Origin of the sequence: Microcoleus sp. AT8-B5 (genome assembly GCF_036705565.1) — a bacterium.
Lineage (GTDB): Bacteria > Cyanobacteriota > Cyanobacteriia > Cyanobacteriales > Microcoleaceae > Microcoleus.
Genome location: NZ_JAUBUY010000014.1, coordinates 88252 through 106235 on the forward strand (window position 1 = coordinate 88252; position 17984 = coordinate 106235).

A 17984-nucleotide genomic window follows, 5' to 3' on the forward strand; every position below is an offset into this window, starting at 1 on the left:
AAATCCTAGCCCGTCGGCGCTGTTACAATTCTTCATCAAATAGGGATAAATTCCGCAAGAAAATTATATTTTTCGCAAGTTTTCCGCAAGTATTTACAATACAGCAGAGGTGGTGCTTTTGTAGACTTGCTGGCATCAGATAAACCAGAAGTATCAGCTAGGTAAATTAATCATGTCTACTTTCAGTACCGGTACCAACTTTCCGGCCGGCACAAGTCCCCAATCCTTCACTGCCGAAAACTGTAATAACGATAACATTCCAGACTTAAACATCCCAGACTTAGGGATCGCCCCAACGACTGTTTCCCTAAAGTCAATGACTCAACCTTCCTCAAAAGCGATCGCATTTATCGATTCTGCCGTCCCCGACTGTCAAACATTAATCGACGGCATTATCCCTGAAACCGAAGTAATTAAATTAGAAACTAACCGCAACGGCCTAGAACAAATTGCCGAAGCTTTGCAGGGAAGAAAATTTTCAGTAATTCACATTATTGCCCACGGAAATCCCGGTTGTTTGCAACTGGGGAACGTGGAATTGAGTTGGCAAAATTTGAGAGATAGCGCCGACATTTTTTTTAAAATAGTTAAGAAATGGGCGGGCGGGCTGACACAAAATGCCGAAATTTTGCTCTACGGGTGCAATGTTGCCAAAGGAAATATAGGTAAAGAATTTGTCAAAAATCTGAGTCAACTAACAGGAGCAAATGTTGCCGCTTCTAATAATTTAACAGGTTGTGCGGCAAAAGGTGGCGATTGGAAATTAACAGTAACAGCGGGGACAATTAAAGCTGCCATTGCATTTGTGCCAGAAGCGATCGCAGCTTACGGCCACGTTCTCAATACGTTTAGTTCTGGTGGTAACTTTAATGCGGGAACCAGTCCATCCTTTGTTGCGACTGGCAATTTCAATAACGATGGCATCTTAGATTTAGCTGTTGCTAACCCCACCACGAATAGGGTTTCTATTTTACTGGGAAACGGTCAAGGAGGATTTAACGCTGGAACTGATTTGACTTCGGTATTGCGGCCTACCGCGATCGCAGTTGGCAATTTTAACGGCGATAACTTTTCCGACTTAGCGATAACTTCCGCCCAAGGTGCGGAATTTAACAGCATTTATATCTTTTTAGGATCGGGTAATGGCAACTTTAACAGTCCGGGCTTTTTGGATGCCCTCGAAAATCCTAGCGCGATCGCTGTCGGCAATTTTAATGCTGATGATTTACTCGATATTGCCATTACTCAATCCAGCGGCAATGCTTTTGTACCTGAAGGCAATGTTGGCATTTATTTGGGAACGGGACAAGGCGGTTTTTCCACTCCTGTTACTGTGAATGTTGGGCAAAGTCCCAGCGCGATCGCTGCGGGAGATTTGAACGGCGACAATTTTCTCGATCTCGCCGTCGCCAACCAAAATTCTAATAATATTACCATATTATCGGCAAATGGTCAAGGTAGTTTTGGCAATCCGACTAATATTAATGTCGGTCAAAGTCCGAGTGCGATCGCAGTTGGAGATTTGAACGGCGACAATTTTCTCGATATCGCAGTCGCCAACAGCGGTTCTAACAGCATCTCAATTTTATTTGGAACAGGAAATGGCAGTTTTGCAATTCCGACTAACATTAATGTTGGTTTAAACCCAAGTGCGATTAAGATTGGCGATTTTAATGGCGACAACAGACGAGATTTAGCGGTTAGCAACAGCGGTTCTAATAACGTTTCAATTTTGGCGGGAAATGGAACTGGCGGTTTTAGCAGTGCGACCAACTTTAGCGTTGGAACAAATCCGAGTTCTATTGCGATCGCAAATTTTAATGCGGACGACAGACTCGATCTCGCAGTTGCTAACAGAGGTTCTAATAATGTTTCAGTTCTCTTAAATTCACAGAACACAATCAATTTTGGTGCAGCTACTTTCAGCGGGACTGAAGGGGATGCAGATACAGTCGTTAATATCCCCGTTACTATCAGCGGCGGCACTCCTTTTGCTGATGTCATTGTACCAATTATCATCGACCCCAACAGCACCGCTACCCAAAATTCAGACTACACCATTTCCCCTACCTCAATTACATTCCCCGCAGGCGGAACAAGTACAGAACAAAATATTGCAGTCACTATTAAACCTGACAATATCGCTGAGAATGCAGAAACAGTCATTCTCAACTTGGGTACGATCGCAGGTGGCATTGCAGGTACGACAAATCAAGCGACCCTAACTATTCCCAGTAACGGCACTATTTCTTATGCTATTGCCGCCGCTGTGGCTGCGGTAGCTGAAGGCAATACGGGAACTGTATCCGTTACTTTTACCGTTACTCGCAGTGGCGGTATCGGTGCAGCCAGCAGCGTCAATTATGCGATCGCCGGAACTGCTACAAACGTCAGCGATTACAACAATATCGGCGGCACTTCCGGGGCAACTAACGTTAATGGTACGGTTAATTTTGCTGCGGGCGAGACATCGAAAACGATTACTTTGGACGTTTTGGGCGACAGTGCGATCGAACCGGATGAAACTATTACTGTCACCTTATCAAATCCGATCGCACCAGGCCCGACTCCAACAATTACAACTGCTACTGCTACAACTACTATTACTAATGACGACACTGCTGGAATTTTAGTTAATCCCAATAGCGGATTAACGACAACAGAAGCAGGAGGAACAGCAACATTTACTGTCCAACTCAACTCTCAACCAACTGCTAACGTGACTGTTGGCTTAAGCAGTTCCAATGTTACCGAGGGAATAGTTTCTACACCCTCGCTGACATTCACTCCCGCCAATTGGAGTGCGCCGCAAACTGTAACTATTACTGGCGTTGACGACAATATTGCTGACGGCAATCAAACTTACAATATTGTCACTGCTTTGGCTGTTAGTACAGACAGCAGTTACAGCAATTTCAATCCTGTAGATGTCAGCGTTACGAATAGCGACAACGAAACTCCCGGCATTACCGTTAATCCCACAGCCGGATTAACTACAACAGAAGCGGGAGGTACGGCTAATTTCAGTGTTGTCCTCAACAGTCAACCTACGGCACCTGTTACCATAGCTTTAAGTAGTTCCAATCCTGCAGAAGGAACAGTTTCTACTAATAGCTTAAGTTTCACTCCTAATAACTGGAATCAGGCGCAGACGGTAACGGTGACAGGTGTTGGCGACAATATCGCTGACGGCGATATTGCTTACAATATTGTCACTGCTTTGGCTGTTAGTACAGACAGCAATTACAACAATTTCAATCTCTCCGATGTCAGCGTTACTAACATCGACAGCGATACAGTCGGTGTTACCGTTAATCCCGCCAGTACCACAGCAGCAGAAGGCGGTGCAACGGGAAGTTATACACTTCAGCTAAATTCGCAGCCAACCGCGCCCGTAACAGTCAGCTTTGACGGGGGGAATCAAATAAGTGCGATCGCCCCTATTAGCTTCGACGCTACTAATTGGAATATTGCCCAAACTATAACTGTGATTGCGACGGATGACACAGTTGTAGAAGGTACTCACACTGGCACAATCAATCACGCCGCAACAAGTACCGACGTTAAATATAGCGGAATTGCGATCGGGCCTGTCACTGTCGCCATTACCGATAATGACACGCCAACACCAACGCCCACACCAACATCGCCAACACCAACACCAACACCGTCAATTACACCGACGCCAACACCAACGCCCACACCAACACCAACACCTTCAATTACACCGACACCAACACCGTCAATTACACCGACGCCAACACCAACACCGACGCCAACCTCGCCAACACCAACACCGACGCCAACCTCGCCAACACCAACACCGACGCCAACCTCGCCAACACCAACACCGACGCCAACACCAACGCCAACAATTACACCGACGCCAACACCGACGCCAACACCACCAATTACACCAACACCAACATCGCCAATTACACCGACACCAACACCAACACCAACATCGCCAATTACACCGACACCAACACCAACGCCTACAGTTTTTCCGCCGACACCAACACCAACGCTTACAGTTTTGCCGCCGACACCAACACCAGTGCAAATCATCATGCCGCCGGCGATACCTGCTGATAATTTAGTCAGAAAAATCACTGTAGGTTCCAGTACCGGAAGCTATAAGGATGCTATCAGCAGCAGCAAGATTGATGATTACTACAAATTCAGTTTAGGTGCTAGGAATGACTTCAACTTGTCGCTGGGCGGACTGAATGCAGATGCTAAAGTTGAGTTGCTCGACAGTGGCGGAAATACGATCGCCACTTCCAACAATTTGGGCACCGCATCCGAGTCAATTAACCGCACTTTAGAACACGGTACTTATTACGTCCGAGTCTCCTTAGCCAACGGTGGAGAAACTCCTTACAATCTCGATCTCTCTGCTAAACCCCGTCTTCCAGGCATCACCACTACAGGTTCAGATGACCGAGTTTACAAAGCTGGAGAGTTGATATCAGTTATAGACGGAACATTCGCCCCCGCCACTGACATATCTGCCCCGCTGATTAACATCGATGATTTCCGCGCAGCACCGCGTTTTGCCGGAATAGACGGCAATGGTTTTGCAACAGTAATTTTGGATACTGGCATCGATCTAGACGACCCATTCTTTGGTTCTGATAGTGATTCAGACGGCATTGCCGATCGCATTGTCTACAATTACGATTACGCCTATGGCGATGACGAAGCTGACGACGTTGACGGACACGGTTCAAACGTCTCTAGTATTGCTACTTCCCAAAATGGAGTCCACACAGGGATGGCACCCCGTGCTAACATCATTCATCTCAAAGTTTTGGATGATACGGGCAGCGGCACTTTCGCGAATATAGAACAAGCTTTGCAGTGGGTGGTAGAAAATGCAGCGGCGTACAATATCGCCAGTGTGAATATGTCACTCGGTGATAACGGCAATTACAACACCCCCCAAACGAGGGGCATTAGCGATGAACTAGCAGAGTTAGCAGCACGGAATGTAATTGTTGTTTCCGCATCAGGTAATGCTTTCGGGCCATTGGGCTATAACAGCGTTCAGGGCGTTGCCTACCCCGCAGCCGATGCTAACTCACTCTCAATTGGTGCGGTGTACGATGCGAACCGGGGTTATCGGACACACGGCGGTGGCGCGATCGCCTATACCACCGATGCCGATCGCATTACACCATATTCTCAGCGCCACTCCACTTTAACAACCGTTTTTGCTCCCGGTACTTTGATTACGGGTGCTGGCCCTAACACCCCTTTGACTAGCTATTCCGGTACCAGTCAAGCTGCACCTCATGTTGCTGGAATAGCAGTGCTAGCGCAACAGTTAGCGCAGCGAGATTTGGGCCGCCGACTAACCCCAACTGAGTTTGTGAATTTCTTGCTGTCAAGCGGCGTCACGATTAATGACGGCGACGACGAAGACGATAACGTGATCAATACTGGCTTAAACTTCAAGCGCGTTGATATGCTGGCTTTGGCTCAAGGTATTGTCGGCAACAACCCGCCAGTTGTCAATCGTTCTCTGTTTTCGCAAAGTGCAGCGCTAGGTTTTTCTCAAAGCGGTAATGCTTTTAATTTAGCGGCCAATACCTATACTGACCCCGATCCGGGCGACAGCATTAATTATTCGATCGCCCTGGCAAATTCTAGCGCTTTAAGTTCATCTGCATTTACCTGGAGAACCGATCGCAATGGCGGTTCCTACCGCCAACCAATTGCCGGTTCAACTTTCCCGGAAATTCCTTTGCCTTCCTGGCTAACTTTTAATTCGGCAACTCGCACGATTAATTTAGGCCCGACTCGCCCAAGAACGTTCAATTATTGGCTGAAATTAACTGGAACTGATGAATCTGGCGCGAGTGTTAGCGAGGTAATTCGGTTCAAGAGTGGTGGCCTCGGCGGTTTTGTGATTGACGGTTATATTGCTGGTGCTACGGTCTTTTTCGATGCCAACAAAAACGGTGTCCTCGATGCTAGCGAACCTTCTGCTACTACTGGCGATAACGGCGAATTCGATCTCGATCTCGACTCCACCATTTTCGACAAAAATCAAAATGGCGAACTCGATCCAGAGGAAGGCAATATTGTTGCTTTCGGTGGCATTGATACGGCAACTGGTTTGCCTTTGGAAACCCCTGTCACGGCCCCGCCTTACGCTACTGTTGTCACCTTGTTAACCAGTTTAGTAGCGGATTTAATTGACAAAGGAATTGACAGCGATCGCGCCGAATCTCTCGTCAAATCTTCTCTTTCGATTCCCGCTAATGTTGACATAACGGGTTTAGATCCGATCGCAGCTACCGAAAACGCGATCGCGGGTGGGGTAGAAACTTTGACTGCAATGGTCAAGGTACAAAACGTCATTACCCAAACTGCTGCTTTAATAGACGGTGGGTCGATTCTGGACAATACCGACAGCGTAAAAGCAGTTGTAAGTGCGATCGTTCAACAAATTCAATCGGGGACAACTCTCAATCTCAGCGATCCCAACCAGTTAGCAACAATTGTCGATCGCGCCGCCACAGCAGCCCAACAATTTGACTCGGATTTAAACACTCAGCAATTGTTGCAAATTGCCCCGGATGCAGCTAAGGTAATGGCCGCAGCAAATCAGCGCGTTGACCAAGTTGTATCCAACACTGCAACAGCTTCAGTTAACCGAGAAGTTGCCCGCGTGCAAAAAGTAGCCCTAGGTGAAACCTCTAAAGACTTAAAAGCAGTCGGTACAGGTACGAAATCGATCGCCCAAGTTATTGCCGAAAATACTGGTACTGCCTTAGATACCAAAATTCAACAAACCACATTGCCCGATACACCTGCCGTTGCGGTGATTGAAGGAGAAATAGATGCGATCGCAGCTAACTCCAATCTCACCGGAACTGACGGCGACGATAACCTCTCCGGCGACAGCGGCAGCGATACAATCGCCGGCAAACGCGGCAATGATACTCTCAGCGGTGTTGGCGGCAACGACTGGATACACGGCAATCAAGGCAACGATTCCCTCGACGGTGGCGACGGCAATGACACTGTTTACGGCGGCAAAGAAAGCGATAATTTGTTCGGCAATAATGGGGAAGATATCCTATTTGGAAATCGCGGTCAAGATAGCTTGAGTGGAGGGGAAGGCAATGACAGTCTTTACGGCGGTCAAGCTAGCGATATTCTGCTGGGCGGTAACGGATCTGATTTTCTCAGCGGTGAAAACGGCGATGACAGTTTGATAGGAGGAAATGGGAGCGATCGCTTCTTAATTTCAGCCAATTCTGGCAGCGATATCATTTTTGATTTTGAACCAGGCATCGACTTCTTCGTACTTGCCGAAAATTTAACCGTCTCGCAACTTTCTATTATTCCCAGCAACAGTGCAACCTTAATCAGCTTGACAGCAACCGGGGAAATTTTAGCTGCGCTCAATGGCGTGACAGCTAACCAAATTAGCATCAATGATTTCAGTTAAAATATTAGGAACAGGCAAATTGTGTGTCCCTAATATTTGTTCAACAATCACGGATGATGCAACCTGAATCGCTCTAATTCATCTGCGTTAATCTGTGTTTATCTGCCCTAATCTGCGGTTAAAAAAAGAGAATGTATTAACCGCCCCGGACAAGGGATTGACGCTGATTAACGCAGATGAATAAAAGAGAGATAGGAATAAATCCGATGCTAACAGATTTGATATCAGGACTAAAGTCATTACCAAATTCAAAATTTAAAATTTAAAATTGCAGGGAGGGGAACAATCCAAAATCTAAAATCCAAAATCTAAAATTGAGTGACTGTAATTGTGAAATAGTTTTCAGGAGGACAATTTTATGGTAGTTATATGCGGTGACAATTTCGATAATTTGCTATCCGGTGGAATTGGCGATGATTCGCTGTGCGGGCTGGGAGGCAATGATACTCTATTTGGTTTGGGTGGTAATGACACTTTAGATGGCGGAGTAGGAAATGATAGTCTCGCAGGTGGAGTCGGTAACGATCGCCTTTTGGCCTACTCTGGTAACGACAGTCTCAGCGGTGGCGAAGGCAATGACAAACTTGAAGGAGGTGCCGGGAACGATCTTCTTGAGGGTGGCGAAGGCGCGGATTTAATCAGAGGGGAAGACAATAACGACAGTATCTTGGGAGGGGCTGGCAATGACTGTCTTAACGGCGGTCAAGGCAATGATGCGGCGATCGGAGGAGATGGAGACGATCGCTTGTTTGGTGGCAGCAACAACGACTTTTTAACGGGCGGCAAAGGTAACGATCGCCTGTTTGGAGAAAGTGGGAACGACACTGTAATAGGTGACTTAGATAATGACTACATTAACGCCAATACAGGAGACGATTTGCTTGAGGGAAATCAAGGCAGCGATACCCTGATTGGCGGGCCGGGTAATGACATCATATCGGGTTACGGCTTTTCCTCAACAGTAGCACAAATCGATTATTTGATCGGGCAAAGTGATGCTGACATCTTTGTTCTCGGTTCGTCAAATGCCCGTCCTTACCTTTTCTATAGCGGTGATAATGCCTATGCCGTTATTGAGGATTTTAACCGGGTCGAAGGTGACAAAATTCAAGTTGTTGGCTTCGTACAAGATCGTGACGGCCCTCGCTTCTTCTCTTACCGATTTGAATCTTATGATGACGGTATCACACGGGGAACTCGGATATTGGTCGGATCGGATTTAATCGCCGACGTTAAAAATGTTACAGATGTGAGTCTATCCGATTGCGCGATCGTTTCGACAGGTTTTACACCGCCATCGCGAGACTTTCCATCCTTCCCGTCTCTGCCGGAAATTCCCTTTCCGATACCGCCACTTCCCACTCCTTTCTCGCCAATACTGCCAGTTTTTCTGGAAAGTTTGCTTTCTTTTCAATTGTGATCAAACTTTGCGGATGGGGCCAATCACCGACTTTTTTTACGGAAATACGCAGGTTGCAGCCAGCAGATTTTGTTAGAAAGGACTGCAGTCCTGACTGCAAAACAAGATTCGATTGTACGATCGAACCGGATCGGGCTACTCGATCGACCGTGAGGGCGTTTGGGGCCAAAAGGTAAAGTTTTGCGATCGAGATGAAATTTGGGCTCTCCCGGCAAACCGATTTCCGGCTCGGACTGCTTTCTGTAGCTCAGCCTTCCCCCCATAGCAGCTTGGGCGGATGTTGAGATTCCGAAAAAAGCCTTTTAAGTGTCCAAAAAGCGATCGCCCGCGTGAAAATTGCACGGCAATTATGTTACATTTTTTATCACAGTCTGGAATTCGATCGGGCAACGCCAGCGAGTAGGGACAAGCCACCGCTTAGTTTCCCAGGGCTTGCAGGCGATCGCACAAGAGATTTCCTTTCGTCAGCTCCAAATTTAAAAAATAGCCTCAGGCATTTGCTAGTAAAAGCAAGCTGCTCGGCGCGGGGCGACAAAAAACCTTGTGGCTGCTGCCCTGAACCTCAACCACAGCAATATTCTTTTAGGAATTCTGGCTCCATGTTTTCTAAACAAATCACCGACTCTAAAACCTACCAGTGGTTTGAGGAACGCCTGGAAATTCAGGCGCTCGCCGATGACATCACTACAAAGTATGTACCCCCGCACGTCAATATTTTCTACTGCTTGGGCGGAATTACTTTAGTTTGCTTTCTGATCCAGTTTGCCACCGGCTTCGCCATGACTTTCTATTACCGTCCCACGGTAGCAGAAGCTTTTTCTTCAGTGCAATACCTGATGACTGAAGTCAACTTCGGCTGGCTGATCCGCTCCATCCACCGCTGGTCTGCCAGCATGATGGTGCTGATGATGATTTTGCACATCTTCCGGGTTTATCTGACAGGCGGCTTCAAAAAGCCCCGCGAATTAACCTGGGTGACAGGAGTAATCTTGGCAGTCATCACTGTTTCTTTCGGCGTAACCGGCTATTCACTGCCTTGGGATCAAATCGGTTACTGGGCAGTTAAAATCGTTTCCGGCGTCCCCGAAGCTATCCCGTTTGTCGGTTCTTTGATGGTTGAACTGCTGCGCGGCGGTGTCAGCGTCGGTCAAGGCACTTTGACTCGCTACTACAGCTTGCACACTTTTGTGTTGCCTTGGCTGATTGTAGTGTTCATGCTGGCTCACTTCTTGATGATTCGCAAGCAAGGTATCTCTGGCCCGTTGTAAGTTTTGAGTTGTGGGGGCGGTACTTTTTTTGCCCCCCGCTGCATTTTGAGTTGAAAATTCAGAATTCATCACTCATCATATTTATTTACGGTCAATACTTCCTGCGATCGCGCCGCTGATTCAGACTAACGAATACAGCGGAATCCCAGGCCCGGGTAAAACTAAAAGGAGAACACTCTCACTATGTCTATTATCAAAAAACCAGATTTGAGCGATCCCGCCCTCCGCGCTAAGCTCGCTAAGGGCATGGGTCACAACTATTACGGCGAACCAGCTTGGCCTAATGACTTGCTCTACGTTTTCCCTATAGTCATCATGGGAACGATTTCTCTGTGCGTGGGTTTGGCTGTACTAGACCCGGCTTTGGTTGGGGAAGCTGCTAATCCTTTTGCTACTCCGCTGGAAATTCTGCCGGAATGGTATTTGTGGCCTGTGTTCCAACTCCTGCGCGTTTTGCCTAACAAATTGTTGGGTATTGCTTGCATGGCCGGTGTTCCCGTGGGCTTGATTTTGATTCCGTTCATCGAGAATGTTAACAAGTTCCAAAATCCGTTCCGCCGCCCTGTTGCTACTACTGTTTTCCTGTTGGGAACTGCGGTAACTCTGTGGTTGGGTATTGGTGCTATTTTCCCGATCGACAAATCTTTCACACTGGGTCTTTTCTAAGATTTAAGTTTGCTTGATTTTGACGCCTGCGGGTTTCCTGTACAGTGCTTTTGTACTGCTGGGAAACTTTAGCGGGCGTCAATTGATTTTAGATTTTAGATTTTAGATTTTAGATTTTAGATTTTAGATTTGGGATTTTAGATTAAAGAATTGAAGAATTGGGGATTGGGGATTGGGAACTTCAATTGATTGAAAAATTGAATAATTCAAGGATTGGGGATTGGGGATTGGGGATTTTTAGCTCTAGTATTTAATAATACTCAGTAATTAATTCTCTGATTTTATTCAATTAAATTCAGAAGCATACAGCAGTCTAAAATATTAGATAGCAATCCTCGCATCAGTTGTACAAATATGTAGGGGTAGTGCTACCCCTACTCCCCGTGCCTACCCCCCACGGATCGGGGCAACCACGGGGGGTTTGCCCCTACAAAAATTACACAATTCATTTAGAATCGCTATATCTAAATATATCAGCACAAACAAAACCATAGTATTTTGTAGGGGCGAGTTCTTGTAAATATCTACGGTTAGGTGCGACTCTCAGAGATTGGGGCTAATACTTGAGAAGCTTGAGAGGCAGAAAGTAGATATACTTACCAGAAATTGTTAAAAATTCCACTCAATCTCCGGGACAAGGCTAGACTTGGGCGCAGATATATTCAGTACAACTATATCTATATTGCCACTGCGTTCGCAAATAAACATGGCTAGAGCTATACGTACTGATTTTGGTAATTTTGGGGGTATTGAATCCCGCTCAATTGTCGCTCAATACCCTCTTGCTGCTAACTGCAAAGCGCGTTAGGGCGAAGGATTCTCGGAGGAATTATGATGAACCTAAATTTAGATACTATTTTCTCATCGCTGATGAACCCGGCCCTGAACGAGTTTCAGGTTTGGGCTTTGCAAAACCCGGAAGAAAGTCTCAGCAAAACGATGCTACCGCCGATCGCCCTGATTGAGGGTTTGATTGCCAACGAACCCACCTATTTGCCACTAAAACGGCTGGCTTTCGGAGCCAACTTTTGCTGCGCGGGGCAAGTCGTGATGGGAGAGTTTGCAACGCTGGAAAAAGCACTCACATCGCCCCAGGCGCGCGGATGGCGGCTGGGTACTTCTGTACTCGATCCCGATAGCGCCCCCAACCAAGATGTCGGCGGCAGAAACCTTTTCCTGCTGTCTTTGTCCGATCGTGAAACTGATGCTAGCAGCAACCACGCAGCATTCCGAAGCTGTATGCAGAAATATCTCTTCAACAGTGCTACAACGGATCGCCAAGGAGACGAAATCGCCCGACGGTTACTCGATCGGCTAGCCGCAGATTATGCCGAGATGTCGCACGGTGCGGGGGGAGCGTTTTTTACCCATGTCAAGCGCGGTTGGATGGGATTTTTAGTCCGATACCTGCACTACGTCATCTTTGGGATTAATCCAGACGATTCAGAGTCGATCGAACTTCTCACCGAATTGCATTACACCCGCCAAAGCCCGCTGCACTACTTCGCCGTCATCGGGAACCTGCTGCAAAGCCTGAACCTGTTTGGACACGGGGATTTGTCCACTCTAATCGAGCGTGCAGCGACTATCTATGAAAATTCGCCAGCTTTAGCCAACTTCGAGGAGAGCTCGGAAAACAACGGCATGACTAAGCGGGAATTAGCAAAGCTGATGACATCAATTATGGGCATAGCGGGACTGCAAGGCCCCCTGCACCTAGGCTACACGGCAATGGGATACCGCCCTCTCCCCGCCTATAAAGGACAGCAGACGGCCAAAATTAACCCGACTGATTTTTGGGATCAGCTCGATTTGGACGATCGCCAGTCGATCGAGCTTTTCCTCCTCGAATGCGCCCGCCTCTGGGCTCCCGTCAGCGCCACGCACCGAGTCGCGACAGAGCCCTTCACCGCAACGGTAGCGGGCAAAGAGCGCACCTTCCCCGCCGGAACCAAGGTACTGATACCGCTCAGTTTGGGGCTGCTAGACGAGGGTTTCTGGGGCTCTACGGTATACGAATTCAACGCTAAGCGGGAGAATCTGTGCCCTTTTCATATGGGTTTTCATTCCGTGGGCGATCGGAGTGCGGGACGGATTTGCCCCGGTAAAGACATCGCACTCAAGATGCTGGTGGATGTCGTGAGTACGGTAGGCAAAGTGCGACGAGCCTCAGAGCCGAATTTGCGGCGGTAATTAATCCAAAAGCTCGCATCAGACAGCGGTTGAGACTGAGATATTGCACCATTGTCAAGAACAGGCTTTCCGGCCTGTTCCACAAAGAATTAATTGCTTGTGGGGTGGGCATCCTGCCCGCACATAAAAGCCTTATTGAGAATGGTGCAAGATGTGAGTTGAAACCGCACGCCACATAAACTATCGAGCGATAAACTCAGAAATCAAGGGGGTATCCAATAGGAAACCAAAACACAACTAATTTGAGGATAAATAATACCATGTTAATCAAACACAAGCAACTAAAAGACATCGCGAATTGGATGAAAGTAGAACATCCAGCGGAGTTACCTGAAGTGCTGCAAGGTATCTTTTTTATGGACGGGAATGTTTTACCAGACGATTGTTTGACGATGTACAGTTCAGACTGGAATGCTGACGAACGGACGTTATTGCTGCGCGTTTTTGACCAGGAATTTCTTCATGTGGTACCCGCCACGTGATTTATCCGTGGAATCAATCCAAAATCGAAAATCAAAAATCCTCAAGCCCTCGCATTTATCCGTGGGCTCAATCTAAAATCTAAAATCTAAAATCTAAAATCGATTGACCCTGTTATCTGGACATTTCATTCATCAATGGCGGGACGGATGTTAATTTATTTAGTCAAATTTTCTCGCTTCAGCTACTTGTTCCGATTCTCGGATGCAACTTTGCAGCACGGGCACATTACGCCGATAGTGTTTGGATTCTCTGTGCCGCAGTGGCTTGTAGATTTTTTGATCGATCGAGATCCAAACACTCCGAATGGAGATATCTGGCATCGCACAAACTCGTTTTTCGGCAGACCTGCTGACAATGGATATATACTTCGCAGGGTTGTAGACAAAGATGGCAATTACACCTCAGCGTTTCCAGATATGCTGTCTAAAGTGGAGAGTGATTGTTTGATCGTTGCCCAAGAGTGAAACTATTTAGGAAAACTACAAAACCCGCTTAATTAGGCGGGTTTTGTCGATCGAAGTGGCGGGAATAGTCGCCTTCATGGCATCATAGAAACTTGTCCCTCACATAATTGAAATAGATGACCCCTCAAAACTCCCCTGTTTCCCCCGTCACTTGGATGGAAGACCGAGTTCTGCTAATTGACCAAAACCGACTCCCGAAAGAATACGGTGTAGTCGAAATTAGCCGCTACGAAGATATGGCTGAGGCGATTAAAACTATGATAGTCCGAGGTGCTCCGGCGATCGGGGTTGCAGCAGCCTACGGGATGTATTTGGGGGCGCGAGAAATCGAAACGGGCGATCGTACCGAGTTTTTAACTAAACTAGAACAAGTTGGGGAGTTATTGGGTTCCACTCGTCCCACAGCAGTTAATTTGTTTTGGGCAATATCGCGAATGCTCAAAACAGCAAATCAAACTAGCGGTTCCGTCGAACAAATCCAAAAAAGTTTGTTAGAAATGGCCAAAACCATTCAAGCAGAAGACTTGCAAACTTGTAAAGATATCGGCGACAAAGGTTTAGAAGTTCTGCCAGCTACACCCGAAAAATTGAACTTACTAACTCACTGCAATGCAGGTGCATTAGCAACAGCCGGCTACGGAACTGCTTTAGGTGTATTTCGTTCTGCTTGGCGAGAAGGAAGACTTGGAAGAGTTTTTGCAGACGAAACTCGGCCCCGTCTCCAAGGTGCAAAACTGACCACTTGGGAATGCGTGCAAGAAGGAATTCCTGTCACATTAATAGCTGACAATATGGCCGCCCACTGCATGAAACTCGGAATGATTCACGCAGTAGTTGTCGGTGCAGACAGAATTGCTGCTAACGGCGACGCCGCCAATAAAATTGGCACTTACAGTTTAGCAATTGTTGCCAAAGCTCACAACGTTCCTTTCTTTGTTGCCGCGCCTCTGTCCACAATTGATTTTGAACTTTCCGACGGCAGCCAAATCCCCATTGAAGAACGCGATCCAGTTGAAATGTATCAAGTTGGAACTACGCGAATTTGTCCTGTGGGAGTTGAATTTTACAATCCCGCTTTTGACGTAACTCCGGCGGAGTTAATATCGGGAATAATCACAGAACACGGTACGGTTGCTCCTGGGGCGTTGAAACAGTTTCAGGCAAAACAATTAGTTTAATTATATGTTTCTCAACTGCTCATTCCACCGGGTATCTGTGAAATTAAGCAGGATTTATAGCAGCCGCAACTGGCAGCTCAAAGTTGCGATCGCAGCTCTAACTCTGCCAGTTGTTTTCAGTCCAGTCTCCGAAGCTCAAGTTTCACAAACGCTTAAAGCTAAGGAATTACAAGCGAAAAACTTTGTGGGTTCGATGAATAAAGCCCAGCAAGTTTACTATGCAGAAAAAGCAGGCTTTACCAGTTCAGTTTCCAATCTATTGGTTTATCTCGGTCTCCAATTTAAACCTAACTCAGCCAATTACACCTACTCGATCGGCATGGTGAAAAAAGGTGCTGTATTTAACTACGGAGTATCGAAGCAAGCTAATCTCAAAAGTGTTGTGGGGGGAGTGTTTTTGGTGGCAAACAAGACCCAAACAATCTTGTGTATAAATGCTGCTCCTGGCAAGACTAAACCAGCTAATCCAACTAATACCAAAGGGGTTTTAGCCTGCGGTGCTAATACAGCCAAAGTTACTCAATAAATTATGTCTAATTTACTGGGTAATTTACCAAATAACTGGATAGTAAATGCAGCTTTAGCTAAGCAATTACTGGAACAAGAAGCTACTTTACTAGATGCTCGCGCACCTATTTTAAAGTGGTTTTGCCGTCTCCCACCAGCTATTCCCGTAACTTGGCAGGAATTTTCGCGATCGGACTTTCCCCACAAGGGAAAAATTATCGAAAATAACACAGTTTTAACTCAAAAACTGCAAGCAATTGGTATTTGTCAAGACAAACCTGTCATAGTCGTTGCCGATGCGGTGAAAGGGTGGGGCGAAGACGGGCGAATTGTTTGGATGTTGCGGAGTTTGGGACACGAAAAAGCAGTTTTTGTCGATGGAGGATATCGAGCTTTAATCAAAGCTGGAATTAATCGATTAAAAGCAGCAAACAATCCACCAAAAACAGGAGATTTGGTAATATCTCGCCTCTCGAATTGGGAAATTCAGCGGGATGAATTGAAAGCTATTTTAGGAGATGAGAATTTAGTCATTATTGACGCCAGAGAGCCGCGAGAATATGCAGGTAAAACGCCTTACGGAGAAAAGCGGGGCGGCCACATTCCCGGTGCGGTTCACCTCTATTACAAACAGTTAATGGATCGACAAGGAAAACTGCTGGATCGTGGGGAAATTGTCGCTATTTTGCAGCAAAAAGGAGTTTCGCAATCAACTCAAATTGTGAGTTATTGCTCCGGGGGAATTCGCTCCGCATGGTTGACTTGTGTCTTGACAAATGTGGGGTTTAATGCTAAGAATTATGCAGGTTCAATGTGGGAATGGTCGGCTTCGCCTGCAGATAGCTATCCCCTGAAAAAAATTAAAACTAGCAATTAGAAATTAGTCGTAGGGTATGTCAGTCGTAGGGCCCTAGCGTGCGTCAGAAGAGAGTCTCTCAATTATCGATAAAAGCAGGGTAAGCTCATCTAATTTGGTATAAATTGTACTTGACAAAAAGCCGCCAATAGGAGCTATATCTGTGCACCGAACTCAAACCTATAATCAAGTTTGAATCTTAACAAAGTCAATCAAGTTGAAACGGAGTCAAAGACAATGACAAAGGGTTTTGCACCTATATTGAAACTCGCTGTAAAATCTCAAGCCAAAAGAGCAGAAAAACGACATTTAACACATCTGGGCGACATCCAAGCCAATTTATTGAATTATGTAGCAGAAATCCCGGACCCCAGAGTTCAAAGAACCCAAAAACACTCATTAAAAGATATTTTAGTAATCTCTATTTTAGCAGTCATTGGCGGTGCCGAAGGTTGGGAAGACATGGAAAATTATGGCATCGCTAAACAGTAATGGTTAGAGGAATTTCTCGAATTACCCAATGGTAAGCTGTGGAGTATTTAAACCACTAACGAGGCCAGTAGGGTGCGTCAACCGTAATCAAGGCGTAAAAGCTTTGCATTTGGTCACGGCTTGGGCAAGTGAACAGCGTTTAGTTTTAGGGCAAGTTAAAGTTGAGGATCATTCCAACGAGATTACGGCAATTCCGGCACTCTTAGGAATGAGAATTAAATAACTTCCACAAGTTTGTGGGATGGGCGTCCCGCCCGTCATGAGTGGACGGGCGGGACGCCCATCCCACAATAACAATTAAAATTGTAAGTTATTTAATTCGCGATCCTTAGAGGCTTTTCCATCATCGAACGTTATGTTAAAAAAATGAAAACAAATCTCCATCTCTCCCTATGCTTGTCCATAAACTTCAGCAACTCGTGCAGGGCCAAATTAGAGCAAAAAATTTAGGGATTAAATTTAACAGAGTTGCTAACTTTCAATTACCCGAACAATTAATTGTGCAAGGAAAACTGCATCAAGTAAACGTGCCTTTAGAGAAAGGCATGGACGGAGAATTTATAGAAGTGCTTTTAGACGACTGCTACGGAGTCGAGAAATTATCTGAATTGCTGACGACAATTATTGATATTGGAGCCAATGTCGGCTTATTTCCGATTGCTGCGAGGAACAGATTTCCCCAAGCCGTAATTCACGCCTACGAAGCTACTCCATACCTAGAAAATTATCTCAAACATCAATCTCAAATCGCAAAATTTACATATTTTATGGAAGCAGTAGGATGTCGAGATGGTAAAGTAGTCCTCGACATTCGGGAAGTTTCGGCAAAAACCCGATCGACAGTTAGCGAAAGCGGCGAAATACCAAGGATATAATTTCGTAGGGCGATCGAGCGAATTGGTGGTAGCGTCGATTTAGCCAAATTATACTGCGAAGGTGCAGAATGGCTGTTATTTGAAGATCGAGATACTTGGCAACTTGTGCAAAACCTT

General features: G+C 46.2%; 12 protein-coding genes and 2 pseudogenes. 13 read left to right on the forward strand and 1 reads right to left on the reverse strand.

What is annotated here, in order from left to right:
- Nucleotides 1-172 precede the first annotated feature (172 nt).
- Nucleotides 173-7465 carry a DUF4347 domain-containing protein gene (locus QUB39_RS12200; RefSeq protein ID WP_333485068.1) on the forward strand — a complete coding sequence of 2431 codons (7293 nt, stop codon included), beginning with the start codon at nucleotides 173-175 and terminating at the stop codon, nucleotides 7463-7465.
- Nucleotides 7466-7823: 358 nt separating this feature from the next.
- Nucleotides 7824-8885, forward strand: a complete 1062-nt coding sequence (locus tag QUB39_RS12205) for a calcium-binding protein (RefSeq protein ID WP_333209845.1) — start codon at nucleotides 7824-7826, stop codon at nucleotides 8883-8885.
- Between the two features lie 23 nt (nucleotides 8886-8908).
- On the opposite strand, the gene QUB39_RS12210 is transcribed toward QUB39_RS12205, so the two are convergent.
- Nucleotides 8909-9148 (reverse strand): hypothetical protein, encoded by a 240-nt coding sequence (locus QUB39_RS12210; RefSeq protein WP_333209843.1) that lies wholly within the window; start codon nucleotides 9146-9148, stop codon nucleotides 8909-8911.
- Between the two features lie 336 nt (nucleotides 9149-9484).
- Here QUB39_RS12210 and petB point away from each other — a divergent pair, with 336 nt between their 5' ends.
- From petB to QUB39_RS12260, 11 genes and pseudogenes are all read left to right on the forward strand, one after another.
- Entirely contained in the window at nucleotides 9485-10153 is a 669-nt protein-coding gene (gene petB / locus QUB39_RS12215) for a cytochrome b6 (RefSeq protein ID WP_015174799.1), read from the forward strand.
- 183 nt (nucleotides 10154-10336) lie between these two features.
- Nucleotides 10337-10819 carry a cytochrome b6-f complex subunit IV gene (petD, locus tag QUB39_RS12220; protein ID WP_333051797.1) on the forward strand — a complete coding sequence of 161 codons (483 nt, stop codon included), beginning with the start codon at nucleotides 10337-10339 and terminating at the stop codon, nucleotides 10817-10819.
- A gap of 831 nt (nucleotides 10820-11650) precedes the next feature.
- Nucleotides 11651-13012 carry a cytochrome 450 gene (locus tag QUB39_RS12225; RefSeq protein ID WP_333051800.1) on the forward strand — a complete coding sequence of 454 codons (1362 nt, stop codon included), beginning with the start codon at nucleotides 11651-11653 and terminating at the stop codon, nucleotides 13010-13012.
- A 260-nt stretch (nucleotides 13013-13272) separates the two neighbouring features.
- On the forward strand, nucleotides 13273-13494 hold the full coding sequence (locus QUB39_RS12230; RefSeq protein ID WP_333051803.1) for a hypothetical protein: 222 nt from the start codon (nucleotides 13273-13275) through the stop codon (nucleotides 13492-13494).
- Between the two features lie 147 nt (nucleotides 13495-13641).
- Nucleotides 13642-13959, forward strand: coding sequence for a hypothetical protein (locus QUB39_RS12235; RefSeq protein WP_333051805.1), 318 nt, complete (start codon nucleotides 13642-13644; stop codon nucleotides 13957-13959).
- Between the two features lie 116 nt (nucleotides 13960-14075).
- A complete protein-coding gene (mtnA, locus tag QUB39_RS12240; RefSeq protein WP_333051808.1) occupies nucleotides 14076-15137 on the forward strand; it encodes an S-methyl-5-thioribose-1-phosphate isomerase in 1062 nt (353 codons plus the stop codon).
- 37 nt (nucleotides 15138-15174) lie between these two features.
- A complete protein-coding gene (locus QUB39_RS12245; protein ID WP_333051811.1) occupies nucleotides 15175-15663 on the forward strand; it encodes a type IV pilin-like G/H family protein in 489 nt (162 codons plus the stop codon).
- Between the two features lie 3 nt (nucleotides 15664-15666).
- Nucleotides 15667-16521 (forward strand): rhodanese-like domain-containing protein, encoded by an 855-nt coding sequence (locus QUB39_RS12250; RefSeq protein WP_333051814.1) that lies wholly within the window; start codon nucleotides 15667-15669, stop codon nucleotides 16519-16521.
- Between the two features lie 297 nt (nucleotides 16522-16818).
- Nucleotides 16819-16989 (forward strand): annotated as a pseudogene (locus tag QUB39_RS30585) (transposase family protein); the annotation flags it as partial.
- A gap of 79 nt (nucleotides 16990-17068) precedes the next feature.
- Nucleotides 17069-17197, forward strand: a pseudogene (locus tag QUB39_RS30590) (ISAs1 family transposase); the annotation flags it as partial.
- Between the two features lie 187 nt (nucleotides 17198-17384).
- On the forward strand, nucleotides 17385-17867 hold the full coding sequence (locus tag QUB39_RS12260; RefSeq protein WP_333314026.1) for a hypothetical protein: 483 nt from the start codon (nucleotides 17385-17387) through the stop codon (nucleotides 17865-17867).
- The last annotated feature ends 117 nt before the right edge of the window (nucleotides 17868-17984 follow it).

Coding starts and splice junctions, on each gene's coding strand:
- QUB39_RS12200 (WP_333485068.1), top strand. CDS start 173: ATGTCTACTTTCAGTACCGGTACCAACTTTCCGGCCGGCACAAGTCCC.
- QUB39_RS12205 (WP_333209845.1), top strand. CDS start 7,824: ATGGTAGTTATATGCGGTGACAATTTCGATAATTTGCTATCCGGTGGA.
- QUB39_RS12210 (WP_333209843.1), bottom strand. CDS start 9,148: ATGGGGGGAAGGCTGAGCTACAGAAAGCAGTCCGAGCCGGAAATCGGT.
- petB (WP_015174799.1), top strand. CDS start 9,485: ATGTTTTCTAAACAAATCACCGACTCTAAAACCTACCAGTGGTTTGAG.
- petD (WP_333051797.1), top strand. CDS start 10,337: ATGTCTATTATCAAAAAACCAGATTTGAGCGATCCCGCCCTCCGCGCT.
- QUB39_RS12225 (WP_333051800.1), top strand. CDS start 11,651: ATGATGAACCTAAATTTAGATACTATTTTCTCATCGCTGATGAACCCG.
- QUB39_RS12230 (WP_333051803.1), top strand. CDS start 13,273: ATGTTAATCAAACACAAGCAACTAAAAGACATCGCGAATTGGATGAAA.
- QUB39_RS12235 (WP_333051805.1), top strand. CDS start 13,642: ATGTTAATTTATTTAGTCAAATTTTCTCGCTTCAGCTACTTGTTCCGA.
- mtnA (WP_333051808.1), top strand. CDS start 14,076: ATGACCCCTCAAAACTCCCCTGTTTCCCCCGTCACTTGGATGGAAGAC.
- QUB39_RS12250 (WP_333051814.1), top strand. CDS start 15,667: ATGTCTAATTTACTGGGTAATTTACCAAATAACTGGATAGTAAATGCA.
- QUB39_RS12260 (WP_333314026.1), top strand. CDS start 17,385: ATGCTTGTCCATAAACTTCAGCAACTCGTGCAGGGCCAAATTAGAGCA.